We start from the raw sequence: 24,300 nt of genomic DNA, 5'->3' as shown, positions 1-24,300 counted from the left end.
GCGCGAACCCGGTGCGTCACGCGCCCTCGCGCGAGCGATGCGACCACGCCCGTACACTGGCCCGCCGTGTCTTCCCCGCTCGTGATCGCCGCGCCCTCAGTGGACGCGGACCCGGCCGCGCTCCGCCGTGCCCAGGAGAATGCCCTCGTGGAGCTGCTCGACATCCCCGCCGTCGCCGCGGAGCTCGGCGACCGCTTCCGCGCCGCCGGGTACGCGCTCTACCTGGTGGGCGGCAGCGTGCGGGACGCGCTGCTCCGCCGCGGTGGGACGGACCTGGACTTCACCACCGACGCGCGACCCGAGGCGATCCTGGACATCGTCGCGGGCTGGGCGGACGCGACCTGGGACACCGGGATCGCGTTCGGCACCGTCGGCGTCCGCCGCGCGGACGACACGCTGGAGATCACGACCTTCCGCGCGGACGCCTACGACCGGCAGTCCCGCAACCCGGTCGTGCGGTTCGGGGACACCCTCGAGGGCGATCTCGTGCGGCGGGACTTCACGGTCAACGCGATGGCCGTCGAGGTGCACACCGAGCCCGGCGCGCGGCGTTTCGTCGACCCCTACGGCGGGTTGGCCGCGCTGGCCGCGGGCGTCCTGGACACCCCCGCCGCGCCGGAGGAGTCCTTCGCGGACGATCCGCTGCGCATGCTGCGGGCCGCCCGGTTCGTCTCGCAGCTGGGGTTCACCCCGGCCGACCGGGTGGTCGAGGCGATGACCGCGATGTCCGGCGAGCTCACCCGGATCACCCGCGAGCGGGTGCAGGCGGAGTTCTCCAAGCTGCTGCTCGGGGACCACCCGCGGCGCGGGATCGAGCTGCTCGTGGACACGGGGCTGGCCGAGCACGTGGTGCCCGAGGTGCCCGCCATGCGGCTCGCGATCGACGAGCACATGCAGCACAAGGACGTCTACACGCACTCGCTGGTCGTCATGGAGCAGGCGATCGACCGCGAGACGGACGGGCCGGACCTCGTGCTGCGGCTCGCCGCGCTGCTGCACGACGTCGGCAAGCCGCCGACCCGGCGCAAGGAGGCGGACGGGCGCGTCAGCTTCCACCACCACGAGGTCGTCGGCGCGAAGATGGTGCGCAAGCGGCTGCGCGAGCTGCGCTACCCCAAGCACGTGATCGACGAGGTCGCGCAGCTCGTCTACCTGCACCTGCGGTTCCACGGCTACGGCAAGGGCGAGTGGACGGACTCCGCCGTGCGCCGGTACGTGACCGACGCCGGGCCGCTGCTGGACCGGCTGCACAGCCTCGTCCGCTCGGACTGCACCACCCGCAACCGGCGCCGCGCCTCGGCCCTGCAGCGGTCCTACGACTCGCTCGAGAACCGCATCGCCGAGCTGCGCAAGCAGGAGGAGCTGGACTCGATCCGGCCGGACCTGGACGGCAACGCGATCATGGAGATCCTGGGCGTCCCGCCGGGTCCGCAGGTCGGGAAGGCGTACAAGCACCTGCTCGCGGTCCGCATGGACCGGGGCCCGCTGACCCGGGAGCAGGCGGAGGCGGAGCTGCGCAGCTGGGCGGCCGAGAACCTCTGATCATGAACGGCGTGCTCGTCGCCGCAGCTCCAGGTCGTGGCCGAGCAGGCCCAGCAGGTAGAGGCCCGCGGCGGAGCCCAGCAGCCACGGCGAGTCCCCGTCCGGCGGGCTGAGCAGCGCCGCGGTGCCGACGGCGAGGACGTAGCAGGTGTTGAACAGCGCGTCGTAGAGGGCGAAGACCCGCCCGCGCATCTCGTCCGCGGTCTCCTCCTGGATCGCCGCGTCCGCGCACAGCTTCACGATCTGACCCGCCGTGCTGAGCACGAACGCGCAGGCCAGGACCGTGGGCACGGTGGTGAAGCAGGCGACGGTCACCTGGGTGACGGCGGCGGTGACCAGGCCGACCCGGATCGTCGTCGCGCGGCCCAGGCGGTGGGTCAGCCACGGGGTCAGCAGCGCGGCCAGGCCGAGCCCCGCCCCCGCCGCGACGACGACCTGCCCCACGCCCGCCAGCCCCGCCTTGAACGGTCCGACGTCCTGGAAGGCGTACCGGAACAGCAACAGCGACAGCAGCGTGCTCATCCCGAACGCCAGCCGGTGGGCGCCGACCGCGCAGAACGCCGCGCCGACCGTCGGCACGCGCAGGACCGCGCGCGCCCCGTCCGCCCACCCGTGCGCCACGGCGGTCAGATCCCGCCGCCGCCCGCCCGCCCGCGAGTCCGCCTCCACAGCCCGCGAGTCCGACCCCACCGCTTGCGAGTCCCACAGGACGGCGCGCGAGTCCGGCGGGGTGGCGTCCGGGCCCAGGGCGCGCCGCGCGAACCCGGCCGCGACGACGGCGGCGACCACCGACCCGAGGACGGCGACCGACGCCGTCAGGCCCGAGCCCGCGTTGCCGGCGCCGACGAGCTCGCGCACCCCGATCGCCGTCGCGCCGCCGATCGCGGCGGAGGCCGCCCCGGCGGTGGCGGCGACGACGTTCGCCTCGACCAGGTTCCGCGGCTCGACGACGTGCGGCAACGCGGCCGACAGCCCCGCCCCGACGAACCTGCTCACCCCGACCACGGCCAACGCACCGAGGTAGAGCAGCGGACCGTCCACCCCGCCCGCGACGGCCGCCGCGGTGAGCAGGATCAGCACCCCGCGCAGCAGGTTGGCCACGAGCAGCACGCGGCGGCGGTCCCAGCGGTCCAGCAGCGCGCCCGCGAACGGCCCGATGAACGAGTACGGCAGGAGCATCACCGCCAGCCCCGCGGCGACGGCGAGCGGATCCGCCTGCCGTTCGGGGTTGAACAGCACCGCCCCGCCGAGCGCGGCCTGGAAGAACCCGTCCCCCCACTGCGCCGGGACCCGGACGGCCAGCAGCCGCCGGAACCCGCGCCCGCGCACCAGGGCCCGCACCCCGACCTTGCTCCTCCCCGCCGTCTGGACGGCGGCGGCGAGGGCCGGCTCGGGGCGGGACACGGGTGGAGCGTACGTCCCCCGACCGGGGTGCGAACATGGGCGCGTGAGGGACGAGCGCCCCGGCCGGCAGGCCGCCACCCCGGTCGGCCCCGGCACCCTTCTCGTGGCGGCTCCGGGCCTGAGCGACCCGAACTTCTCCCGCACGGTGGTGTACGTCGTCGAGCACCGCAGCCAGGGCAGCCTGGGCGTGGTGCTGAACCGGCCGTCGGAGGCGTCGGTGCAGGAGGTGCTGCCCGCGTGGTCGGCTCTCGCGGCCGCGCCGGGCAGTGTGTACGTCGGTGGTCCCGTGGACGGCACCACCGCGCTGTGCCTCGCCGTCCTCAAGCCCGGCGAGCGGCCGGACGGGCTGACCGGCGTCGTGTCGGTGAACGGCCCCGTCGCGCTGGTCGACCTCGACAGCGATCCCGCGCCGCTGCGTCCCCGGATCCGCGGGCTCCGGGTGTTCGCCGGGTACTCGGGGTGGGACGCCGGGCAGCTGGACGGGGAGATCTCCCGTGGGGACTGGTTCGTCGTCCCCGGCCTGCCGGACGACGTCACCTCCGGCAGGCACGCCGATCTCTGGGGCCGGGTGCTCCGCAGGCAGGGACCGCCGCTCGCCCTCCTCGCCACGTTCCCCGTCGAGATGGGCCTCAACTGATTCATACGTACGTCTAGGACAGACGTATGACGCGTAGCGTGAGCCGATGCGCGCCACCCCCGTGACGCCCGGACCCGGCCAGGAGTCGGTCTGGGACTACCCCCGCCCACCGCGGGCCGAGGCGGTCGCGCGGCGGGTGGTCGTGCGGCATGCGGGCACGGTCGTCGTCGACACCGCGGACGTGGTGCGGGTCCTGGAGACCAGCCACCCGCCGACGTACTACCTGTCGCGGGCCGCGTTCGCCGAGGGCGTCCTGCGCCCGGACGACCGGACCACCTTCTGTGAGTGGAAGGGCACCGCCCGGTACGTCGACGTCGTGGTGCCGGGTGCGGACCCGCTGCGCGCCGTGGGCTGGTGGTACCCCCGGCCGGACGTGCGGTACCCCGAGGTCACCGACCGGGTGGCGCTCTACGCCGCGCCCTTCGACGAGATCCTGCTCGACGACGAGCGGGTCGTGCCGCAGCCCGGCGGGTTCTACGGGGGCTGGGTCACCGCGGACGTCGTCGGGCCGTTCAAGGGGGGTCCGGGAAGCTGGGGTTGGTGAGATCCTGGGGTCCCGCCGACCCCCCGGAGGCCGCCATGCCGCGTTCGCTGGTCCACGCGATCGTCGTCGGGGCCGTGGCGGCGCTGTCCGTCGCCTGTGCGGTCCCCGTCTCGGGGACGGCACAGGCGGAGCCGCAGCCGACCATCGACGGCGCCCGGCTGGAGCAGGAGGTCCGGGACTTCCTGGCCTCCGACCCGGCCACCGCCCCGCTGGCCCTGGCGAGCGTCGAGTGCCCGCCGCGGGTCGTGATCGACCCCAGGACGGTGCTGTTCTGCCAGGTCGTGGGCGCGGGCCGGGTGCGGTCCATCCCGGTGACCGTGCTCGACGCGGCTGGCGACTACCGGATCGGCCAGCCGTTCTGACGATCGTCTCAGACGTACGTATAGATGAAGTGGGAGTGCGGTTCGGAGCTGGGGCAGACCGCCGAGGTGTAGGGCGCCTCAGGGCTGGGGACGGCAGCCCGCGACGAGATCGCACCCGGCGCAGGTGCCCGCGCAGCCAGCGGGCTGCGGCGCCTCGGCACGCGAGGCGGTCTCGAGCTGGGCCGCCCGGTCGCCCAGCGCCCCGCCGATCCCGGTGAGTACCAGAGACCCGACCACACCCACGCCGGTCACGATCCAGGCCAGGACCGGAGCGGGGCCCGCGACCAGGGTGAGCCCGGCGAGCAGGGCCACGGCACCGGCCGCGCCGAGCGGCGGCGCCGCGACCCGGTTCGCGGAGACCCAGGCGGGCGCGGAGTCCAGCGTCGCCGCGGTGCGCACGCCGATCCAGCCGTTGCGCCGCAGCCGCGACCGCGCCCCGAGCACCGCGACCGCGACGAGCGCGATCCCGGCGAGCAGGAACAGCACGGCGAGCACGAGGCGCAGGGTCGTGGGCACGGGACCAGCGTAGACAACGCGCGAACCGGCCCGTCGAGCGAGAGTCGCAGGCCACGTGGAGCGGCCTCGGGGTGTGCTGTCACTGTTCTGGGCGCCCTGACAGCACGAAACGTGCACTCGCCGGCAGTCGCCCGACGGCGACCCGGGGAAGCGGGAGGGGCAGGTGTTCGCTCGGCCGCAACCCCTTCGCGGCCCGTCGGCCAGCGGCGTTACCCTGGGAGGTGCGCTCCGCGGCCCGTCGCAGGCACGTCCGCACCCCTGCCGCGTCGACGCGGTCCGAGGTGGTGACGGGGGCCGGTGCGTCAGGTCCATCAGCCGAGCCGCGGCGACGCGGCTCCTCCTCGAGGTGAGCGATGAGCACGGACAGCACGACGGTCGCACCCGGCGAGGCATCCGCCTCCCCGCCGTACCGGTACGACGCCGCGCTCGCCACCGCGATCGAGCGCCGCTGGCAGGACCGCTGGGAGGCCGAGGGCACGTTCCACGCGCCCAACCCGGGCGAGCCGGGCTCGGAGAAGCCCAAGGCCTACGTGATGGACATGTTCCCGTACCCCTCGGGCTCGGGGCTGCACGTCGGGCACCCGCTGGGCTTCATCGGCACGGACGTGCTGGGCCGCTACCTGCGCATGACCGGCCACAACGTGCTGCACCCCATGGGCTTCGACTCCTTCGGCCTGCCCGCCGAGCAGTACGCGGTGCAGACCGGCACGCACCCGCGCATCACGACCGAGGCGAACATCGCCCGGTACAAGGAGCAGCTGCGCCAGCTGGGCCTGGCCCACGACCCGCGCCGCTCCATCGCGACCACGGACGTCACCTTCTACCGGTGGACCCAGTGGATCTTCACGCAGATCTTCGAGTCCTGGTACGACACGTCCGTGGACCGCGCTCGGCCCATCGCGGACCTGGTCGCGGAGTTCGAGTCCGGCGCCCGCCCCACGCCGGACGGTCGCCCCTACGCCGAGCTGCTCGAGGGCGAGCGCCGCGCGCTGATCGACTCGCACCGGCTGGCCTACATCTCCGAGGCCCCGGTCAACTGGTGTCCCGGCCTGGGCACGGTGCTGGCGAACGAGGAGGTCACCGCGGACGGCCGCTCCGAGCGCGGCAACTATCCCGTGTTCCGCCGCAACCTCAAGCAGTGGATGATGCGGATCACCGCGTACTCCGACCGGCTGGCCGCCGACCTGGACCGGGTCGACTGGCCCGAGTCGGTGAAGGCCATGCAGCGCAACTGGATCGGGCGCTCCGAGGGCGCCGCCGTGCGCTTCGCCGTGCCGTCTCCCACCCACCCCGCGGACATCGAGGTCTTCACCACCCGTCCGGACACGCTGTTCGGCGCGACCTACATGGTCCTGGCGCCCGAGCACCCGCTGGTGGACGCACTGACCCCCGCCGACTGGCCCGCGGACACCGACTCCCGCTGGACCGGCGGCGCTGCGACCCCGGCCGAGGCGGTCGCCGCCTACCGGGCCGCCGCGGCGCGGAAGTCCGAGCTGGACCGCCAGGAGAACAAGGAGAAGACCGGCGTCTTCACGGGGGCGTTCGCCGTCAACCCGGTCAACGGCGAGTCCATCCCGGTCTTCGTCGCCGACTACGTGCTGATGGGCTACGGCACCGGCGCCATCATGGCCGTTCCCGCGCAGGACCAGCGGGACTGGGACTTCGCGACGGCGTTCGGCCTGCCGATCGTGCGCACGGTCGACCCGGGCGAGGGCTGGGAGGGTGCGGCCTTCACCGGCGACGGGCCCGCGATCAACTCCGCCAACGCCGAGATCAGCCTGAACGGGCTGGGCGTGGCGGAGGCCAAGCGCGCGATCATCGACTGGCTGGCGGCGAAGGGCTCGGGCGACAGCGTCGTCCAGTACAAGCTGCGGGACTGGCTGTTCTCGCGGCAGCGCTACTGGGGCGAGCCGTTCCCCATCGTCTGGGACGAGTACGGGCCCCTGTCGGTGCCGGACGCGCAGCTGCCCGTCGTCCTGCCGGACGTGGACGACTACTCCCCCAAGACCTACGCCCCGGACGCCGCGGACACCGAGCCCGAGCCGCCGCTGGGCCGCGCGGAGGAGTGGGTGGAGGTCGAGCTCGACCTGGGCGACGGGCCGAAGAAGTACCGCCGCGAGACCAACACGATGCCGCAGTGGGCCGGTTCCTGCTGGTACTACCTGCGCTACCTGGACCCGGAGAACTCCGAGCGGTTCGTCGGCGTCGAGGCGGAGAAGTACTGGATCGGCAAGGACCCGGCGATCTCGCCGGTCGACCCGGGCGGCGTGGACCTGTACATCGGCGGCGTCGAGCACGCGGTGCTGCACCTGCTGTACTCGCGGTTCTGGCACAAGGTGCTGTTCGACCTGGGTCACGTGACCAGCGAGGAGCCCTTCCGCAAGCTGTTCAACCAGGGCTACATCCAGGCCTACGCCTACACCGACGCGCGCGGGCTGTACGTGACGGCCGAGGAGGTCGTCGAGGGACCGGACGGTGGTTTCACGTGGAACGGTGAGCCGGTCACCCGTGAGTACGGGAAGATGGGCAAGTCCCTCAAGAACGTCGTGACGCCGGACGAGATGTGCGACCGCTACGGCGCGGACACCTTCCGGCTCTACGAGATGTACACCGGCCCGATGGAAGCCTCGCGTCCCTGGTCGACCCGGGACGTCGTCGGACCGCAGCGGTTCCTACAGCGCGTGTGGCGCAACATCGTCGACGAGGAGACGGGTGAGGCGCGGGTCACGGACGACGAGCCCGGCGCCGAGACCCTGCGTGCCCTGCACAAGGCGATCGCCGGAGTCCGCGAGGACTACCCCGCCCTGCACTACAACACCGCCGCCGCGAAGCTGATCGAGCTGAACAACCACCTGACCAAGGCGTACCCCGGTGGGGCGCCGCGGTCGGTGGCGGAGCCGCTGGTCCTGATGCTGGCGCCGCTGGCCCCGCACATCAGCGAGGAACTGTGGTCGATCCTCGGCCACGCGGAGACGTTGGCCTACACCGACTTCCCCGTCGCGGACGAGCGGTTCCTGGTGCAGGACACCGTCGAGTACCCGATCCAGGTCAACGGCAAGGTCCGCTCCCGCATGACGGTCCCCGCGGACGCGGACCGGGCCGCGGTCGAGGCGGCGGCGCTGGTGGACGAGAAGATCGTCGCGGCGCTCGAGGGTGCGGCCCCGAAGAAGGTCATCGTGGTACCGGGGCGGCTGGTCAATGTCGTCCGCTGACCCGGGATCCGTCCGACCGTGACACGTCGGCGCCGCCGTGAGCCGTCGTGTCACGGCGGAGCCCTGATCGTTCGAGCGTATCGCGACACCGGGCACCACAGCCGGTGCGCGGCCGCCCGGTCTCGACGAGGGGTCTAGCGCGGGCGCAGGACGATCTCCTGGACGAGCGCCTCGGGGGTCGCCTGCACCGCGCCGACGATCGCGGCCGCCACGGACCCGGGGCGGAGGTACGTCGAGCCGTCGTACTCCCCGCCCTCGTGCGCGACGACCGCCTGCTGCATCTCGGTGTCGACCCGTCCGGGATGGACGGACGTCACGCGCAGGTCGGGCTCCTCGGCGCGCAGGGCGTCACCGAAGGCGCGCAGGGCGAACTTGCTCGCGGCGTACGAGCCCCAGCCTGGGCGGGCGGTGTAGCCGGCGCCCGAGTTGACGAGCACGACATCCCCGCGCGCGGCCCGGAGCGCGGGCAGCAGGATCCGGGTGAGCGAGGCGACCGCGACGACGTTGACGTCGAACTGCCGCCGCCAGGTCTCCGGTGAGGTCTCCGCGACGGTGCCGAGCAGGCCCACCCCGGCCGAGTGGACCAGGACGTCCAGCCGCTCGATGCCCAACGCCGTGACCGCGGCGACCACCGAACCGTCGTCGGTGAGGTCGACGGGCCAGGCGGACGCCCCGGGCAGCTCGCCGGCCAGGGTCTCCAGCGCGACCGCGTCCCGCCCATCCAGCAGGAGGTCGTGGGTGGGCGCGAGGGCGCGGGCGGTGGCGGCACCGATCCCGCGGGAGGCGCCGGTGACGAGGGCGAGCGGCCGGGAGGTCATGGCCGCACCCTACGAGCCCGCGTCAGGGCCTGCTGATCACGCGTTCCGGCGATCAACGGACCCTCACACAGGTGTCTTCATGATCGGATCCGCCTCAGGGTCCGATGATCACCACGAACCGTGATCATCAGACCCTCGCGCAGGCGACTGCGGGAGCGAACCCGATCCGGGTGCGCCGAACCAGCGAGGGGAGGTCAGACCCGGCGGGCGCCGCTGAACGGCATCTTGTCGACGCTGCCGATCTTCACCGGCTGCCCGCTCGTGCTCGCGTGCACGACCTGGCCGTTGCCGATGTAGATACCGACGTGGCTGACCGGCTTGTAGAAGAAGACCAGGTCGCCGGGCTGCAGGTCGGCCCGCGAGACGGGCGTGCCGACGGTCGACTGGGCGCGGCTGGTCCGCGGGATCGAGACGCCCGCGTTCTTGAACGCGAACGAGGTCAGCCCCGAGCAGTCGAAGGCCGAGGGGCCCGTGGCGCCGTAGCGGTACGGCTTGCCGATCTGGGCCATCGCCGTCTGCAGGGCCGCGGCGCGCGTCGCGGCGGGCGAGGCGGTCTGGGCGGCCGCGGCGACGACGTTCGCGGGAGCGGCGAGGGAGACCGTCCGGGTGGCCACCTCGACGGGGGCGGCCTGGGCGACGGACGGAGCGGGAGCGGCCTGGGTGGCGGCCGGGGTGAGGGTGAAGAAGGCCGCTGCCGCCGCGGTGGCGGCGACGACGGTGGTGCGCAGGAGCGCGGGTTTGTGCGTGGGCACTGGGTGAATCCTCTGGTCGCACCGCCGGTCGACCGCAGGTCCGTGCTCGGGGGAGAGCGTGGGTCCCACGTAGCGGGTGCGGTGGGGATGTCACCCGCCGGATCTGGGGAGCCCGGGCGGGGAACGGCACCCGCCCGTCCGGGCGGTGACCCCGATCCCGGGCACCGGAGTGGTGCCCGATGTCTCGGGGCCGTCCGCCAAATTACGAACGCATTAAGCAGGTTGCTATGACGCATATCGCATTCTGCGGTAGTGAATCGGGTGAGGCCGCTCACTCCCGTGACCACTCATTCGGTGGAACCACACACGTGATATTCATGTGATCCGGCACCAGAGCTGCCCGATGCAGGTGACCGGAGCGCGCACCGTCGCCGTTATCCCTCTGTTATTGCGCCACCCGAGTGAAACCCCTTCCGGTCTGGAACGACGCCGAACATTTCCACTCCACAAAGAAAATCGGGCCCCGACCGGAGTCACCGGTCGAGGCCCGACGGGGGCGGGGACGATCAGGCGTCGCCCCGGATGAACGCCTCCACGGCCTCACGCGCCGTTGAGTCGTCGTACTGCTCCGGCGGGGACTTCATGAAGTAGCTCGACGCCGACAGGATCGGGCCGCCGATGCCCCGGTCGAGGGCGATCTTCGCGGCCCGCACCGCGTCGATGATGATGCCCGCCGAGTTCGGGGAGTCCCAGACCTCGAGCTTGTACTCCAGGTTCAGCGGGACGTCGCCGAACGCGCGGCCCTCGAGCCGCACGTAGGCCCACTTGCGGTCGTCCAGCCAGGCCACGTAGTCCGACGGGCCGATGTGGACGTTGTCCTTGCCCATGTCCCGGTCGACCTGGCTGGTCACCGACTGGGTCTTGGACACCTTCTTCGACTCGAGCCGCTCGAGCTCCTTCATGTTCAGGAAGTCCATGTTCCCGCCCACGTTGAGCTGCATGGTGCGGTCCAGCTGCACCCCGCGGTCCTCGAACAGCCTGGCCAGCACCCGGTGGGTGATGGTCGCGCCGACCTGGGACTTGATGTCGTCACCGACGATCGGCACGCCGGCGTCGGTGAACTTCTGCGCCCACACCGGGTCGGAGGCGATGAACACGGGCAGCGCGTTGACGAACGCCACCTTCGCGTCGATCGCCGCCTGCGCGTAGTGCCGATCCGCCGCCTCGCTGCCCACGGGCAGGTAGGAGACGAGCACGTCCGCCTTCGTGTCCCGCAGGACCTGCGCGACGTCCACCGGCTCCTCGTCCGACTCGGTGATCGTCTCGCGGTAGAAGCGGCCGAGCCCGTCGAGTGTGTGTCCACGCTGGACGGTGACGCCGGTGGGCGGCACGTCGGCGATCTTGATGGTGTTGTTCTCGCTGGCCCTGATGGCGTCGGCCAGGTCGGTCCCGACCTTCTTCGCGTCCACGTCGAACGCGGCGACGAACGTGACGTCACGGACGTGGTACCCGCCGAAGTCGACGTGCATCAGCCCGGGGACACGCACGGTCGGGTCGGCGTCCTTGTAGTACTCCACGCCCTGGACCAGCGACGCCGCGCAGTTGCCGACGCCGACGACGGCGACTCGCACCTCACTCATGCAGGTTCTCCCTTTGCTCCGGTGGTTCCGGCCTCGTCGCCGGGATGACGTTCCCGCTCGATCAGCTCGTTCAGCCAGCGCACCTCGCGTTCGGTGGTGTCCAGCCCCAGCTCGTGCAGCTCGCGGGTGTAGCGATCGATCTGCTCGCCCGCCCTGGCCAACGCCGCCCGCAGGCCCTCGCGCCGCTCCTCCACCGCCCGCCTCCGCCCCTCCAGGATCCGCATCCTGGTCTCGGCGGGCGTGCGGGAGAAGAAGGCGACGTGGACGCCGAAGCCCTCGTCGTCCCAGGACTGCGGGCCGGACTCGGCCAGCTGCTCGGCGAACCGCTCTTTGCCCTCCGCGGTGATCCGGTAGGTCCGCCGCGAACGCTTGGACCAGCCCGTCTCGGCGTCCGCCTCGTCCTCGGCGATGAGCCCGGCCCGCAGCAGCCGGCGCAGGGCCGGGTACAGCGAGCCGTAGGAGAAGACGCGGAAGCCGCCGAGCCGCACGCCGAGCTGCTTGCGCAGCTCGTAGCCGTGCATCGGGTTCTCGGCGAGCAGGCCGAGGATCGCGAACTCGAGCACCGCCGCCTCCTCCCCGAGCCCGGACCGAAGACCCCGCTGTCCCCGGCGATCGATGTCGTCACTATATCGGTGCGATACATCCGCCCGCTGTACCGAGACGTGCATCACCCCGGTCCGGACCAGGCCGGGTGACGGCGCGGCGGGCGGTTCGGGGACCGCGCGGCACGAGCGGGTGAGTACCCTGGTCCGGTGCCCACCCATCGGCAGGTCGTCGACTACGCGTTGCAGCGCCGTGCGCTGCTCGCGGACGTCTACGCCGGCCGGGTCGGCACGGAGGAGGTCTGCGACGCGAGCCCGTACCTGATGCGGGCGGCACGGTTCCACGGCAGGCCCGGTGAGCAGCAGTGCCCCGTCTGCCGCAAGGAGAGGCTCACGCTGGTCTGGTGGGTGTTCGGGGAACAGCTGCGACAGGTCTCGGGATCGGCGCGCGGTCCGGAGGAGCTCGAGGAGCTCGCCGGTCGCCATGACGAGTTCTCCGTGTACCTCGTGGAGGTGTGCCGCACGTGCGGCTGGAACCATCTGGTCCAATCGTCCGTGCTGGGCACCGGCGCCCAGCCCACCCGCCCGCGTCGACGGCGGTCCGCCGCCGAGTGACGCCCCGACGACCCATGAGCCTCTCGTGAGCCCAGCCCCCCGCTCCCCGTTCCCCATCCCGGCCCGCCCACGCTCCCCGCTGGCGGCCGGAGAAGCACGGAGCCCGCGGTGACCGATCAGCGCAGCGACCCCAGCCGGTCAGGCGTGCCCCCGCGCGCCCCGGTGCCCGACGTGTGGAACGTGGGGCCGCATCAGGGCCCGCCGCCCCGTGAGCCGTGGCAGGGCCGGGGCGCCCGCCCGCCGCGCCCGCAGGGCCCACCGCCCGCGGGGTACGGCCCGCCGCCCCCGGTGCGGCCCGCTCCGCGGCGGTACGGTCCGCCGCCGGTCCCACGGGACCCTCGGCTGCTCACCCACGACGCGGGCACCTCGGGCCCGGACGACCGGCCGACCGCCCTCGCGGTCGCCGAGCCGCCGGGTCCGCCGCCCGTGCCGCCCCGACGCCGCGGCGGTGGCGGCGGAGACGACGGCGGGGCGCCGAAGGGTCGGAGGCGTCGGGTGAAGCGCATCGTCTTCTGGTCGCTCGGGGCGCTGGTCCTCGCGCCGTTCCTCGCGTTCGCCGTCGGCTGGATGCTCTTCCAGGTACCCACGGCCGAGGACGTCGCGAACACCCAGGTCGCCACGTTCACCTTCGCCGACGGCAGCCCGCTGGCCACCGTCCGGCCGAACAACATCAACCGCACGAACGTCACGCTCGACCAGGTCCCGCAGCACGTCCAGCAGGCCGTGCTGTCCGCGGAGGACCGGTCCTTCTTCTCCAACCCGGGCTTCGACGTGTCCGGCATCGGCCGGGCCGTGTGGAGCCAGCTGACCGGCGGCATCGGCGGCGGCTCCACGATCACCCAGCAGTACATCAAGGTGACCACGGGGCAGGACGAGGCCACGCTGTTCCGCAAGTACAAGGAGATCGTGCTCGCCGCGAAGATCTCCAAGGAGCAGACGAAGGAACAGATCCTCGAGAACTACCTCAACGCGATCTACCTCGGCCGCGGCGCGTACGGCATCCAGGCGGCGAGCCAGGCCTACTTCGGCAAGCCCGTCTCGCAGCTGACCCCCTCCGAGGGCGCGATGATCGCGGGCCTGATCCAGTCGCCGTCGCGCTGGGACCCGGCCAAGACCCTCGATAAGTCGCAGCAGCGCTGGGCCTTCGTGCTCGACGGGATGGTCGCCCAGGGTTGGATGACACCCGCCGACCGCGCCCGGCAGGTCTTCCCGGAGTGGAAGCAGCCCAGCGGCTCGGACGGCGGCATCCCCGGGGACGCGAACGGCCACATCTACAACCAGGTGCGCGCCGAGCTGGAGCAGAACGGGATCTCCGAGGCGGAGATCAACACCGAGGGCCTGACCGTCGAGACCACGATCGACCCGAAGATGCAGAAGGCCGCCGTCGAGGCGGCGGACGACATCATGGACGGCCAGCCGCAGAACCTGCGCACGGCGCTGGTCTCGGTCGACCCCAAGACGGGGGCCGTGCTCGCCTACTTCGGCGGGAACGACGGCGTCGGGCTGGACTACGCGCAGGCGTCGAAGCAGCCGGGTTCGTCGTTCAAGCCGTTCGTGTTCGCCGCGGGCCTGCAGGAGCCGGACCCGATCGGGCTGGGCACCCAGTTCGACGGTTCCTCGCCGCAGACCCTCGCCGGGGTCAAGGTGTCGAACTCCGAGGGCGTGAGCTGCGGGCAGTGCTCGGTGAAGACCGCGATGACGCAGTCGATCAACACCGTGTTCTACCGGATGGCGCTCGAGGTCGGCCCGCAGAAGGTGGCGGACGCCGCCGCGGCCGCGGGCATCCCGGCCGCCAGCCTGAAGAACCCGACCGGCGGCATCGCGCTGGGCGACAAGAACGTCACCACCGAGGACATGGCCGCGGCCTACGCCACGTTCGCCGCGGACGGGGTCCGGCACGACCCGTTCATGGTCAAGAAGGTCACGACCAGCGACGGGCGGATCATCTTCGACCAGGGCACGACGGACGCCGGCGTCCAGGCCTTCAGCCAGCAGGTCGCCCGCAACGTCACCGAGTCGATGACGGACGTCGCGAGCGCCTCCCGGATCGGCCTCGGCGGCCGCCCGGTCGCCGCGAAGACCGGCACCGTGCAGAGCAACGTCGAGGGGCAGAACAACGATGCCTGGACCGTCGGCTACACGCCGTCGGTGTCCACGGCGGTCTGGGTCGGCACGGACGACAACTCGCCGATCAAGAACTCCGCGGGCAGGCCGATCTACGGGCGCATGCTGCCCGGCTCGATCTGGCAGGAGTTCATGACCGCGGCGCTGCGCGGCACCCCGAGCGAGCAGTTCTCCAAGTTCACGCCGCTCGGCCAGGCACCCGTCTCGGACACCGCGGGGCAGGACCAGGGCGGACAGCAGGGCACCGGCCAGGACCAGGACGGCAACGGCCAGGTCGACCCGCACGAGCAGCAGGGCGACGGCGGCGGTCAGCAGGGCGCGACCGACAACGGCGGCAACGGCAACGGCAACGGCGGGAACGGCAACGGCGGGGACAACGGCGGCGGCGGGAACGGTGGGAACGGCGGCGGGAACGGCAACGCCGACAACGCCGCCTTCGACCTGATCCGGCCACGGAACGGGTGACGACCGGCCCGGCCCGGGGGCGTGTGGTCCCCAGCTGGACCGAGCCCCTTGTCGCGTCGGCGAGCAGGCTGGTCGGCGGGCCGCTGGGCAGGCACGCGCTGGTCGGTCGGGCCCGGTTCTGGACGCCACTGCGGGTGGTGCTGCTGCTCGCGGTCGTCACGCTCGCGGTGGGTTGGTTCGCCAAGGCGCCCTGCCTGCAGCAGTACCGCGCCGCGGACGGCACGCTCGCGCTGGACTGGCAGAACAACCGCCAGTACGTGGCGATGTGCTACTCGGACACCGTCCCGCTCTACGGCATCGAGCGGCTGGACGATCCCACCGCGATCCCCTACCGGGACGCCTGGGTGGACGGCGACGGGGCCCAGCATTTCATGGAGTACCCCGTGCTCACCGGCTTCTACCAGTGGGGCGCCGCCCGCCTGACGGACGTGTGGCAGAGCCTGCCGCTGCCGTCAGCCCTGCCCGTCGTCGTCTACTTCGACCTCGTGGCCGTCGGGTTGGCGCTGTGCTGGCTCGTCGCGGTCTGGAGCGTGGTGCGGCTGCGCCCGGACCGGCCCTGGGACGCGGCGCTGGTGGCCGTCTCCCCGCTGGTCGCCGTGCACGCCTTCACCAACTTCGACGCCCTCGCCGTCGCCCTGGCCTGCGGCGGGATGCTGGCCCTGCAGCGGCGCAGGCCGGTGCTCGCCGGGATCCTGCTGGGGCTCGGCGGCGCGGCCAAGCTCTATCCGCTGCTCCTGCTGCTGCCGGTGGTGCTGGTGGCGGTGCGCAGGCGAGACGTCGGTCCGGCGGTGCGCGTGCTCGTCGCGGCGGCCGTGGCGTGGCTGGCGGTCAACCTGCCGGTGGCGCTGGCCTGGTCGGACGGCTGGTGGGAGTTCGTCCGGCTCAACCGCATCCGCCCCGCGGACCCGGACTCGCTGTACTACGCGCTGTCCTACTTCACCGGCTGGAGCGGGTTCGACGGGCCGCTGCGGGCGGACGAGGCACCGAACACGCTGAACGCGGTGAGCGCCGCCCTGTTGATCGTGGCCTGCGCAGGGCTCGTGGTCCTGGCGGCCAAGGCCCCCCGCCCGCCCCGGCTGGCGTCACTGGCCTTCCTGGTGGTGGCGGCGTTCCTGCTGGTCAACAAGGTGTGGAGCCCGCAGTACTCGCTCTGGCTGGTGCCGCTGGCGGTGCTGGCCCTGCCGCGGTGGCGGCTGCTGCTCGCCTGGATGGCCGTGGACGCGCTGGTCTGGGTGCCGCGGATGTTCTACTACGTCGGGCCCGGCGCGAAGGGGTTGCCGCCGGACTGGTTCCTCGGGGCCGTTCTGCTGCGGGACGCGATGGTGGTCCTGCTCTGCGTGCTCGTCGTGCGGACGGTGCTGCGGCCCGCGACCGATCCGCTGCGGGCGGCCACGGCGGCCGCCGATCCGGACTGGCCGATGCGACGCCCGTCACAGCACGCTGCCCCCCGGGTCGCGGTGGGGCAGAGTCCGAAACATGGGTGAGGCGCTTCGGGAGGTCGTCGAGGACCGGTTGGCCCGGTTCGAGCGACGCGGGGTGGACCGGCCGGACCTCAAGCGCTCCGCCGTCACGATCACGCTGGTCACGACCGGTTCCGAGGGTGTGGCGGAGGGGCTGGCCTTCCTGCTCACCCGGCGGGCCTCCACGCTCCGCAAGCACGCCGGGCAGTGGGCGTTGCCGGGCGGGCGCGCGGACGGCGAGGAGACGATCACCCAGGCCGCCCGCCGCGAGCTGTCCGAGGAGGTCGGCCTGGAGCTCGGCGAGGACGCCGTGCTCGGCCTGCTCGACGACTACCCCACCCGCTCCGGGTACGTGATCACCCCGGTGGTGCTGTGGGCGGGCGAGGTCGGCGAGCTCACCCCGAACCCGGAGGAGGTGGCGCACCTGTACCGCATCCCGCTGGCGCAGATCGACGTCGAGCCCCGGTTCCTCGCCATCCCGGAGTCCGACGCGCCGGTCATCCAGGTGCCGCTGTTCGACCGGTTCGTGCACGCGCCGACGGGTGCGGTGCTGTACCAGGTGCGGGAGCTGTTGCTGCACGGTCGGCCGACGCGGGTGGACCATCTGGAGCAGCCGGTGTTCGCCTGGCGGTGACCGCGTCCGGCGCGCGCAGGAACAGCCCGAAGAGGACCACCAGCAACACCGCGCGCCCCCACACCCCGAGCACCACCATCTGCGCGGACAGCCCGCCCGCGATGCCGCCGTCCCCGCCGCCGTTGAGCGCGTAGAACCAGCGGAAGATGCCGATCCCCATCATCAGGTCCGCAGCGAGGTAGCCGGCGACCCAGCCCCAGCGGAGCCGCAGGAGCACGAAGAAGGGCAGCAGCCAGAGGGTGTACTGCGGGGAGTGCACCTTGTGCAGCAGCAGGAACCCGCACAGCATCGCGGCGCTGACCCCGATCCAGGGGTAGACCCCGGTGCGCCGGTAGCGCCACCAGCCCAGGCCCGCGGCCAGCGCGAAGGAGGCCAGGACGAGCAGTGGGGAGAGCACGTCCACCAGCGGCGCGAAGTCGTCCTCGGCGCCCAGGTCCGCCATGATCGGCCGCAGGCCCCAGTACCAGATCGAGTTGGTGCTGATGTCCACCGCGCGCAGCTGCTGGAAGGTGAACGACGCCTTCCACCCCGGGTAGCCGACGAGCACGAACGGCAGGTTCACCAGCACCACGGTGGCGACGCCCGCGACACAGACCCGCAGCGCGCCCCGCCAGTCGCGGCCCCGGCTGAGGACGTACAGGGCCAGCGGGAGCAGGAACGCCCCCGGGTAGAGCTTGAGCGTGAAGCCGAGCCCGAGCAGCACCGCGGCGACGGTGGAGCGGGTGGTGAGGCTCCAGCGGGTGCCGTGCATGACGAAGACGGCGGCGACGGCGGCGGCGACGGCGGGCAGGTCCCAGTTGTGGAAGGCGTAGAGCACCAGCGGTGGGCCGAGCGCCCACACCAGCGCCCGCCAGCGGGCCAGCCTGCCGAGCATCCAGCCGGTGAGCAGGCCGAACGGCGCGAGCAACAGGGCGGAACCGAGCAGGAACCCCGCGTCCGTGGAGGCCCCGAGCGCACCGACCCAGATCAGCACGCCGGTCAGCACCGGATACTCGACGGAGCCGCCGTACAGCTGCCCCTCGGGGGTGATGCCGCCGTCCACGTACGGGAAGACGTGCTCGTCGATGTCCCGGCCGATCCACAGGTACTGGATGTCCGAGTAGCAGACGTCCCGGTTCTGCCGGGTGCCGTAGTCCGGCTGGGAGCGGCCCGAGGCGTCGAACCCCGGGCCCAGGCAGCGGGCCTTGTTGGCGTAGCCGAGCAGCAGGGTCAGGCCGGTGAGCGCGACGATCAGCAGCAGGACCGGCGCGCCGAACCGGCTCGCCCGGCCGGTCCCCGTTCGGGCGCACCCGGGTCGGTCCGCCCTCGACGGGTCGGCGGCGCCGGACCGCGCGGTCCGGCCCTCGGTCACGCCTTCGCGCGCAGGTAGGCGATGTCCGCGGCCTGGCCCTCCGCCGGCGTCTCGACGACCACCGGCGCGCCGGCCGCGGCGACGACGGCGGCGAGCACCTCGGGCTCGATCGTCCCGTCCTCGACGTTCGCGTGGCGGTCCCGCGCGGAGTCGAACTCGTCCCGCGAGTTGTTCAGGTGCACCAGGTCGATCCGGCCGGTGATGGCCTTGGCCCGCTCGACCACGCCGACGAGCTCCTCGCCCGCGGCGAACGCGTGGCACGTGTCGAGGCAGAACCCGACGCCGAACTCGCCCACCGCGTCCCACAGGCGGGCCAGCGCGTCGAACTTGCGGGCCATCGCGTTGTCCCCGCCGGCGGTGTTCTCGATGAACACCGGGACGGCGAACCCGCCCTCGCCCGCCTGCCGCTCGACGAACTTGCGCCAGTTGTCCACGCCGACGGCGGGGTCCTCGTCCTTCGTGACGTGCCCGCCGTGCACGACCAGCCCGATCGCGCCGACCTCTGCGGCCGCCTCGGCGTGCTGGGTGACCAGCTTCCGGGAGGGGATCCTGATGCGGTTGTTCGGCGAGGCGACGTTCACGACGTACGGCGAGTGCACCACCGTGACGACGTCCGACGCCGCGAGGGCCTCGGCGTGCGGGTGCGGCTGGGGCTCCTTCCACCCCTGCGGGTCCGCGAGGAAGAACTGGACGATCTCCGCCCCGCGCTCGGCCGCCGCGGCCAGCGGGTCGTCGTCCCGGACGTGGGCACCGATGAGCATGCCCCGAGGGTAGAGCCCACCCCCGACAACCCGGGCCGTGCCCGCCCGCCCCCACGCGGACCGGCGGAAACGCGCTGGTAATCTCGTGCGCAACCGCTCCGGCCGGCGCCCTCCCGGGCGCCGCACGACGAGCCCCCTTCGCGGGTGGCCCGGTTCTGTCGGGGTGGGGTGAGAACCTCCTGCCGCGGAAGCGCCGCGGCCGTTCCAGTCCACAGGAGGTGAGTGGTTCTCATGCGTCACTACGAGATCATGGTCATTCTGGACCCCAGTCTCGACGAGCGCACGGTGCAGCCGTCGCTGGAGACCTTCCTGAACGTCGTCCGCTCCGACGGCGGTTCCGTGGAGAAGATCGAGGTGTGGGGCAAGCGTCGCCTCTCCTTCGAGATCAAGAAGAACGCCGAGGGCATCTACGCGGTGCTCGAGGTCGAGGCCGAGCCGGCCACCGTCGCCGAGCTCGACCGCCAGCTGGGTCTGAACGAGTCGGTCCTGCGCACCAAGGTGCTGCGCAAGGACGTCAAGCGCACGCCCGCCCCGACCGCGAGCTGACCGCTCGTAGCCGCTAGCAACGAGGAGGCCGCATGGCCGGCGAGACCGTCATCACCGTGGTCGGCAACCTGACCGCCGATCCGGAGCTTCGGTTCACCCCGTCCGGGGCGGCCGTCGCCAACTTCACGGTGGCGTCCACGCCCCGCACCTTCGACCGCCAGTCCGGCGAGTGGAAGGACGGCGAGGCGCTGTTCCTGCGTTGCAACGTCTGGCGCCAGCCCGCGGAGAACGTCGCCGAGACGCTGACCCGAGGCGCCCGCGTCATCGTGCAGGGCCGGCTGCGCCAGCGCTCCTTCGAGACCCGCGAGGGGGAGAAGCGCACCGTCATCGAGATGGAGGTCGACGAGGTCGGCCCCTCGCTGCGGTACGCCACCGCGAAGGTCAACCGGGTCGCCCGCTCCGGCGGGTCCGACTTCGGCGGCGGTGGCGGCGGCTTCGGTGGCGGCGGCACGGGCGGTGGCGGCGGCAACGGCGGCGGCCAGCGCGGCGGCGGCTACGACGACCCCTGGGGTTCGGCCCCGGCCGCGGGCAGTGGCCCGGCGGCGGACGACGAGCCCCCCTTCTGATCCTTCCCACGACCCGCGCTCCGAGCGCGGGAGGTACATCCAGGAGCAACAGCAATGCCCAAGCCAGTGCTGCGCAAACCGAAGAAGAAGGTCTGCGCATTCTGCAAGGACAAGGCTCAGGACATCGACTACAAGGACACCGGTCTCCTGCGCAAGTTCATCTCCGACCGCGGCAAGATCCGCGCGCGTCGGGTCTCCGGCAACTGCCGGCAGCACCAGCGGGACGTCGCCGTCGCGGTCAAGAACAGCCGCGAGGTCGCCCTGCTCCCCTACACCTCGACCGCGCGCTGAGGAAGGACCACACATGAAGCTCATCCTCACCGCCGATGTGCCGAACCTGGGTGCGCCCGGGGACATCGTCGAGGTCAAGGACGGCTACGGCCGCAACTACCTGCTCCCGCGCCAGTTCGCGATCGTCGCGACCAAGGGTGCGGAGAAGCAGGTCGCGCAGATCCAGCGGGCCCAGAAGGCGCGCCAGATCCGCGACCTGGGGCACGCCAAGGAGGTCGCGAACCAGCTCGGACAGCTGTCCGTCAGCGTGACCGCCAAGGCCGCGGGCGACACGGGCCGGCTCTTCGGCTCGGTCACCACCGCGCAGATCGCGGAGGCCGTGAAGAAGGCGGGCGGCCCGGTTCTGGACCGGCACGCCATCGAGATCGACGAGCAGATCAAGTCGGTCGGCAGCCACCCCGTCACGGTGCGGCTGCACCCGGAGGTCTCCGCGGCGCTGCAGGTGTCGGTCGTCGCGAGCTGACACCGGGGTCGGGCGCGGCTGAGCACGAGCCCCGATCACGCTCCGTCACGAGGGCGGGTCCACGGTCTCCACGACCGAGGGCCCGCCCTCGTCGCGTTCCGGGAGTCCGGACGCGCGTCGTGGCGATCTCGGCGGGTCCGTGCGAGGGTGGGTCCGGTGGCCGTCGGCGGGCGGTGCGCACACCGACCGTCCGGCGCGTGGGAACGACACGCGGAGGTGACGGCCGTGTCGCTCAGTGACGCCGCGGGAGCGCCGGGTGGAGGCTCGCCGGGCGCGCGCGACACGCCGAAGAGCGGACTCGCCGTGGCCTGGGACACCGAAGTTGTCCACACCGCCCACACCAGTGCTGATCTGCGAAGAAGCGCTCTGAACTGGGGTTGTCCCCATATTGTCCACAGGGCGGTGGGGAGCGGTGGCCTGCTCTGTCCCCGAACCGTCCCCAGGGACTCCCCAGGTCTGTCCACATGGTCGTTTGGGCATGCCGCCGCACGGGGCTAGCGTCACGTGCCCGGGCCCCGTGTGCGTTCGCGGCGGCCCGGACGACCGTTCGTCGCGGCCCCTTGGGGTGGTCGCCCGGACGGGCGGTGGACGGGACGAGGTGCGCCCTCCGCAGCCGGACTCCCGACGGGTGCGTATCGAACAGTAGTTCGATAGGATGGCCGCAAGAGGTTACTGGGGGTGACGCCGGGTATGGCGGTGACGGACGACCGACCCAATCGGCCGCGTGCGGTCCGCGACGGCGAGGGCCGCCAGAGCTCGTCGGACCAGCACGGCTACGGCGCGGGCGGTGGGGAGTCCGGTCCGAGCCCGTTCGACCGTCAGCCCCCGCAGGACCTCACCGCCGAGCAGTCGGTGCTGGGCGGCATGTTGCTGAGCAAGGACGCGATCGCGGACGTGGTGGAGGTGCTGCGGCCGGATGACTTCTACCGTCCGGCGCACCAGACCGTCTACGACTGCATCCTGGACCTCTACGGTCGCGGTGAGCCCGCGGACGCGGTGACGGTGTCCGCGGAGCTGCAGCGGCGCGGTGAGCTGATCCGGCTCGGTGGCGCGCCGTACCTGCACACGCTGATCGCCACGGTGCCCACGGCGGCGAACGCGGCGTACTACGCCGAGATCGTCGCGGAGAAGGCCACGCTGCGGCGGTTGGTCGAGGCGGGCACCCGGATCGTGCAGCTGGGCTACCACGGGGCCGAGGGCGCGGAGGTGGACGAGGTCGTCGACCGGGCGCAGGCGGCGATCTACGAGGTCACCGAGCGTTCCACCAGCGAGGACTACATCGTCCTCGAGGAGCTGCTGCAGCCCACGATGGACGAGATCGACGCCATCGCCTCCCGCGGCGGCGTGTCCAACGGCGTGCCCACCGGCTTCACCGACCTGGACGAGGCGACCAACGGGCTGCACCCGGGCCAGATGGTCGTCGTCGCGGCCCGGCCCGGTCTGGGCAAGTCCACGCTCGGGCTGGACTTCGCGCGGAGCTGCTCGATCAAGCACGGGATGACCTCCGCGGTGTTCTCGCTGGAGATGAGTAAGTCCGAGATCGTCATGCGGCTGCTGTCGGCGGAGGCGCGGATCCGGCTGGCGGACATGCGCGCGGGCCGGATGAGCGACGACGACTGGACCCGGATGGCGCGCCGGATGAGCGAGATCTCGGAGGCGCCGCTGTTCGTGGACGACTCCCCGAACCTCACCCTGATGGAGATCCGGGCCAAGGCGCGGCGGCTCAAGCAGCGCAACGACCTCAAGCTGGTCATCCTGGACTACCTGCAGCTGATGACGTCCGGGCGCAAGGTCGAGTCACGCCAGCAGGAGGTCTCGGAGTTCTCCCGGCAGATCAAGCTGCTGGCCAAGGAGCTCGAGGTGCCGGTGGTGGCGATCTCGCAGCTCAACCGTGGTCCCGAGCAGCGCACGGACAAGCGGCCGATGATCTCCGACCTGCGTGAGTCCGGCTCGATCGAGCAGGACGCGGACATGGTCATCCTGCTGCACCGGCCGGACGCGTTCGAGCGGGACGACCCGCGCGCGGGCGAGGCCGACCTGATCCTGGCCAAGAACCGTAACGGGCCCACCGCGAACATCGTCGTGGCCCACCAGCTGCACTACAGCCGCTTCGCGGACCTGGCGCACGGCTAGTCGCAGGTGTCCTCGTGCCCCACGTGCGCGTGGTGCTCGAGCTGCAGCGTGCTGTGGGTCAGGCCGTGGTGCTCGCGGAGCGCCTGGCCCGCCCGGTCCAGCACGGTCTCGCCGCAGCCGGTCTCGGCCTCGTCGGACACCACGAGGTGTGCGGACATCGACGGGGTGCGGTCGTTGATCGCCCAGACGTGCAGGTCGTGCACCTCCTGCACCCCGGGGACGCCGAGCAGGGTGGTGCGCACCGCATCCACCGCGATCCCGGCGGGCGCGCCCTCCAGCAGCACGTGCCACACCTCGCGCAGCAGCGCGACCGCCCGCGGCAGGATGAGCACCGCGATGAGCAGCGACGCGACGGTGTCCGCGTAGGGCCAGCCGGTGGTGAGCAGTACGACCGCCGCCCCCATGACGCCGACCGAGCCCAGCGCGTCCCCCAGCACGTGCAGCATGGCGCCGCGCATGTTCATGTTGCCGCGGTCGCCTCCGGCCAGGACCACCAGCGAGATCACGTTGCCGACGAGTCCGGCCGCGCCGAGGACCAGCAGCGGCAGCCCGGGGATCTCGGCGGGGGTGAACAGCCGCGCCACCCCCTCGACCACGACCCACACCACGACGGCGATCAGCACCGCCGCGTTGATCCCGGCGACCAGGACCTCGACCCGCCCGAGCCCGAAGGTCCGGCGGTCGGTCGCGGGGCGGGTGGCCACCGCGGCGGCGATCACGGCCCCGACGAGTGCCCCGGCGTCCGTGAGGAGGTGGCCGAGGTCGGCCAGCAGGGCCAGCGACCCGGTGAGCAGGGCTCCGACGCCGCCGAGCAGGGCGCAGGCGAGCGTGACGACGAGCGCGACGACCAGGCGTCGACGGTCACCCGCCGCCGAGTGGCCGTGGCCGCCGTGGTCGGCATGGCCGTGTCCGTGCCCCGTTCCCATGGCCCGACCGTACCTATGCGTGGTTGTGCATGTAAAGGGTAGGGCGCCCTCACTCG

Annotated in this window: 22 protein-coding genes and 1 pseudogene; 14 read left to right on the top strand and 9 right to left on the bottom strand. The window is 72.5% G+C overall.

From position 1 onward, the window contains the following. Positions 1-66: 66 nt before the first annotated feature. Positions 67-1,542, top strand: a complete 1,476-nt coding sequence (locus ABD993_RS08240; RefSeq protein WP_425568916.1) for a CCA tRNA nucleotidyltransferase — start codon at positions 67-69, stop codon at positions 1,540-1,542. Here the strand turns inward: ABD993_RS08240 and ABD993_RS08235 are convergent, their stop codons facing one another. Then, positions 1,543-2,946 (bottom strand): MFS transporter, encoded by a 1,404-nt coding sequence (locus tag ABD993_RS08235; RefSeq protein WP_345414353.1) that lies wholly within the window; start codon positions 2,944-2,946, stop codon positions 1,543-1,545. Positions 2,947-2,989: 43 nt separating this feature from the next. Here ABD993_RS08235 and ABD993_RS08230 point away from each other — a divergent pair, with 43 nt between their 5' ends. Genes ABD993_RS08230 through ABD993_RS08220 form a run of 3 tightly spaced genes read left to right on the top strand, consistent with a single transcriptional unit; the run spans position 2,990 to position 4,489 of the window. Further along, positions 2,990-3,583 carry a YqgE/AlgH family protein gene (locus ABD993_RS08230; protein ID WP_345414351.1) on the top strand — a complete coding sequence of 198 codons (594 nt, stop codon included), beginning with the start codon at positions 2,990-2,992 and terminating at the stop codon, positions 3,581-3,583. A gap of 46 nt (positions 3,584-3,629) precedes the next feature. Further along, positions 3,630-4,127: a DUF427 domain-containing protein gene (locus ABD993_RS08225; RefSeq protein ID WP_345414349.1), complete on the top strand. Its 498-nt coding sequence runs from the start codon at positions 3,630-3,632 to the stop codon at positions 4,125-4,127. 35 nt (positions 4,128-4,162) lie between these two features. Beyond that, positions 4,163-4,489: a hypothetical protein gene (locus ABD993_RS08220; protein ID WP_345414347.1), complete on the top strand. Its 327-nt coding sequence runs from the start codon at positions 4,163-4,165 to the stop codon at positions 4,487-4,489. A 78-nt stretch (positions 4,490-4,567) separates the two neighbouring features. Here the strand turns inward: ABD993_RS08220 and ABD993_RS08215 are convergent, their stop codons facing one another. Beyond that, on the bottom strand, positions 4,568-5,005 hold the full coding sequence (locus ABD993_RS08215) for an SdpI family protein (protein WP_345414346.1): 438 nt from the start codon (positions 5,003-5,005) through the stop codon (positions 4,568-4,570). Positions 5,006-5,358: 353 nt separating this feature from the next. Between ABD993_RS08215 and leuS the strand changes: the two genes are divergently transcribed. After that, a complete protein-coding gene (leuS, locus tag ABD993_RS08210; protein ID WP_345414344.1) occupies positions 5,359-8,217 on the top strand; it encodes a leucine--tRNA ligase in 2,859 nt (952 codons plus the stop codon). A 134-nt stretch (positions 8,218-8,351) separates the two neighbouring features. Here leuS and ABD993_RS08205 read toward each other — a convergent pair whose 3' ends face one another. The 4 genes from ABD993_RS08205 to ABD993_RS08190 form a co-directional block, all read right to left on the bottom strand. Then, positions 8,352-9,035, bottom strand: coding sequence for an SDR family oxidoreductase (locus tag ABD993_RS08205; RefSeq protein ID WP_345414342.1), 684 nt, complete (start codon positions 9,033-9,035; stop codon positions 8,352-8,354). 194 nt (positions 9,036-9,229) lie between these two features. Continuing rightward, positions 9,230-9,787: a C40 family peptidase gene (locus ABD993_RS36640; protein WP_425568915.1), complete on the bottom strand. Its 558-nt coding sequence runs from the start codon at positions 9,785-9,787 to the stop codon at positions 9,230-9,232. Between the two features lie 506 nt (positions 9,788-10,293). Further along, positions 10,294-11,367 carry an inositol-3-phosphate synthase gene (locus ABD993_RS08195; protein WP_345414340.1) on the bottom strand — a complete coding sequence of 358 codons (1,074 nt, stop codon included), beginning with the start codon at positions 11,365-11,367 and terminating at the stop codon, positions 10,294-10,296. Beyond that, positions 11,364-11,930 carry a PadR family transcriptional regulator gene (locus ABD993_RS08190; protein ID WP_345414338.1) on the bottom strand — a complete coding sequence of 189 codons (567 nt, stop codon included), beginning with the start codon at positions 11,928-11,930 and terminating at the stop codon, positions 11,364-11,366. Before ABD993_RS08190 ends, ABD993_RS08195 begins: the two co-directional genes overlap by 4 nt. A 189-nt stretch (positions 11,931-12,119) precedes the next feature. Here ABD993_RS08190 and ABD993_RS08185 point away from each other — a divergent pair, with 189 nt between their 5' ends. The 4 genes and pseudogenes from ABD993_RS08185 to ABD993_RS08170 all read left to right on the top strand — a co-directional run. After that, positions 12,120-12,524, top strand: a complete 405-nt coding sequence (locus tag ABD993_RS08185) for a DUF5318 family protein (RefSeq protein ID WP_345414336.1) — start codon at positions 12,120-12,122, stop codon at positions 12,522-12,524. A gap of 108 nt (positions 12,525-12,632) precedes the next feature. Continuing rightward, positions 12,633-15,113 carry a transglycosylase domain-containing protein gene (locus tag ABD993_RS08180; protein WP_345414334.1) on the top strand — a complete coding sequence of 827 codons (2,481 nt, stop codon included), beginning with the start codon at positions 12,633-12,635 and terminating at the stop codon, positions 15,111-15,113. Further along, the gene (locus ABD993_RS08175) at positions 15,110-16,597 is read left to right on the top strand and encodes a glycosyltransferase family 87 protein (protein ID WP_345414332.1); all 1,488 of its coding nucleotides are present in this window, start codon (positions 15,110-15,112) and stop codon (positions 16,595-16,597) included. The genes ABD993_RS08180 and ABD993_RS08175 overlap by 4 nt, the downstream gene beginning before the upstream one ends. Further along, positions 16,590-17,018 (top strand): annotated as a pseudogene (locus ABD993_RS08170) (NUDIX hydrolase); the annotation flags it as partial. The gene ABD993_RS08175 and the pseudogene ABD993_RS08170, both read left to right, overlap by 8 nt. Positions 17,019-17,070: 52 nt before the next feature. Here the strand turns inward: ABD993_RS08170 and ABD993_RS08165 are convergent. Continuing rightward, positions 17,071-18,558, bottom strand: coding sequence for a glycosyltransferase family 87 protein (locus ABD993_RS08165; protein ID WP_425568914.1), 1,488 nt, complete (start codon positions 18,556-18,558; stop codon positions 17,071-17,073). After that, positions 18,555-19,319, bottom strand: coding sequence for a deoxyribonuclease IV (locus tag ABD993_RS08160; protein ID WP_345414330.1), 765 nt, complete (start codon positions 19,317-19,319; stop codon positions 18,555-18,557). Before ABD993_RS08160 ends, ABD993_RS08165 begins: the two co-directional genes overlap by 4 nt. A 231-nt stretch (positions 19,320-19,550) precedes the next feature. Between ABD993_RS08160 and rpsF the strand changes: the two genes are divergently transcribed. The 5 genes from rpsF (at position 19,551) to dnaB (ending at position 23,318) form a co-directional block, all read left to right on the top strand. Continuing rightward, positions 19,551-19,865: a 30S ribosomal protein S6 gene (gene rpsF / locus ABD993_RS08155; protein WP_345414328.1), complete on the top strand. Its 315-nt coding sequence runs from the start codon at positions 19,551-19,553 to the stop codon at positions 19,863-19,865. A 32-nt stretch (positions 19,866-19,897) separates the two neighbouring features. Then, on the top strand, positions 19,898-20,431 hold the full coding sequence (locus ABD993_RS08150) for a single-stranded DNA-binding protein (RefSeq protein ID WP_345414326.1): 534 nt from the start codon (positions 19,898-19,900) through the stop codon (positions 20,429-20,431). Between the two features lie 54 nt (positions 20,432-20,485). Then, entirely contained in the window at positions 20,486-20,722 is a 237-nt protein-coding gene (rpsR, locus tag ABD993_RS08145) for a 30S ribosomal protein S18 (RefSeq protein WP_345414324.1), read from the top strand. Positions 20,723-20,735: 13 nt separating this feature from the next. Then, on the top strand, positions 20,736-21,185 hold the full coding sequence (gene rplI / locus ABD993_RS08140) for a 50S ribosomal protein L9 (RefSeq protein WP_345414322.1): 450 nt from the start codon (positions 20,736-20,738) through the stop codon (positions 21,183-21,185). 690 nt (positions 21,186-21,875) lie between these two features. Beyond that, a complete protein-coding gene (dnaB, locus tag ABD993_RS08135; RefSeq protein WP_345414320.1) occupies positions 21,876-23,318 on the top strand; it encodes a replicative DNA helicase in 1,443 nt (480 codons plus the stop codon). Here dnaB and ABD993_RS08130 read toward each other — a convergent pair. After that, on the bottom strand, positions 23,315-24,244 hold the full coding sequence (locus ABD993_RS08130; protein WP_345414318.1) for a cation diffusion facilitator family transporter: 930 nt from the start codon (positions 24,242-24,244) through the stop codon (positions 23,315-23,317). The two genes, dnaB and ABD993_RS08130, sit on opposite strands and share 4 nt — an antisense overlap. Between the last annotated feature and the right edge of the window lie 56 nt (positions 24,245-24,300).

Source organism: Pseudonocardia xishanensis (assembly GCF_039541715.1).
GTDB classification, from domain to species: Bacteria; Actinomycetota; Actinomycetes; order Mycobacteriales; family Pseudonocardiaceae; genus Pseudonocardia; species Pseudonocardia xishanensis.
Note: the sequence above shows the minus strand (reverse complement) of the source record. Positions and strands in the feature narration are given on the sequence as shown.

What these genes read in the sequence shown, in the direction of transcription:
- ABD993_RS08225 (WP_345414349.1), top strand. Translation starts at nt 3,630, where the DNA reads ATGCGCGCCACCCCCGTGACGCCCGGACCCGGCCAGGAGTCGGTCTGG.
- ABD993_RS08220 (WP_345414347.1), top strand. Translation starts at nt 4,163, where the DNA reads ATGCCGCGTTCGCTGGTCCACGCGATCGTCGTCGGGGCCGTGGCGGCG.
- leuS (WP_345414344.1), top strand. Translation starts at nt 5,359, where the DNA reads ATGAGCACGGACAGCACGACGGTCGCACCCGGCGAGGCATCCGCCTCC.
- ABD993_RS08205 (WP_345414342.1), bottom strand. Translation starts at nt 9,035, where the DNA reads ATGACCTCCCGGCCGCTCGCCCTCGTCACCGGCGCCTCCCGCGGGATC.
- ABD993_RS08195 (WP_345414340.1), bottom strand. Translation starts at nt 11,367, where the DNA reads ATGAGTGAGGTGCGAGTCGCCGTCGTCGGCGTCGGCAACTGCGCGGCG.
- ABD993_RS08160 (WP_345414330.1), bottom strand. Translation starts at nt 19,319, where the DNA reads ATGCTCATCGGTGCCCACGTCCGGGACGACGACCCGCTGGCCGCGGCG.
- rpsF (WP_345414328.1), top strand. Translation starts at nt 19,551, where the DNA reads ATGCGTCACTACGAGATCATGGTCATTCTGGACCCCAGTCTCGACGAG.
- ABD993_RS08150 (WP_345414326.1), top strand. Translation starts at nt 19,898, where the DNA reads ATGGCCGGCGAGACCGTCATCACCGTGGTCGGCAACCTGACCGCCGAT.
- rpsR (WP_345414324.1), top strand. Translation starts at nt 20,486, where the DNA reads ATGCCCAAGCCAGTGCTGCGCAAACCGAAGAAGAAGGTCTGCGCATTC.
- rplI (WP_345414322.1), top strand. Translation starts at nt 20,736, where the DNA reads ATGAAGCTCATCCTCACCGCCGATGTGCCGAACCTGGGTGCGCCCGGG.
- dnaB (WP_345414320.1), top strand. Translation starts at nt 21,876, where the DNA reads ATGGCGGTGACGGACGACCGACCCAATCGGCCGCGTGCGGTCCGCGAC.
- ABD993_RS08130 (WP_345414318.1), bottom strand. Translation starts at nt 24,244, where the DNA reads ATGGGAACGGGGCACGGACACGGCCATGCCGACCACGGCGGCCACGGC.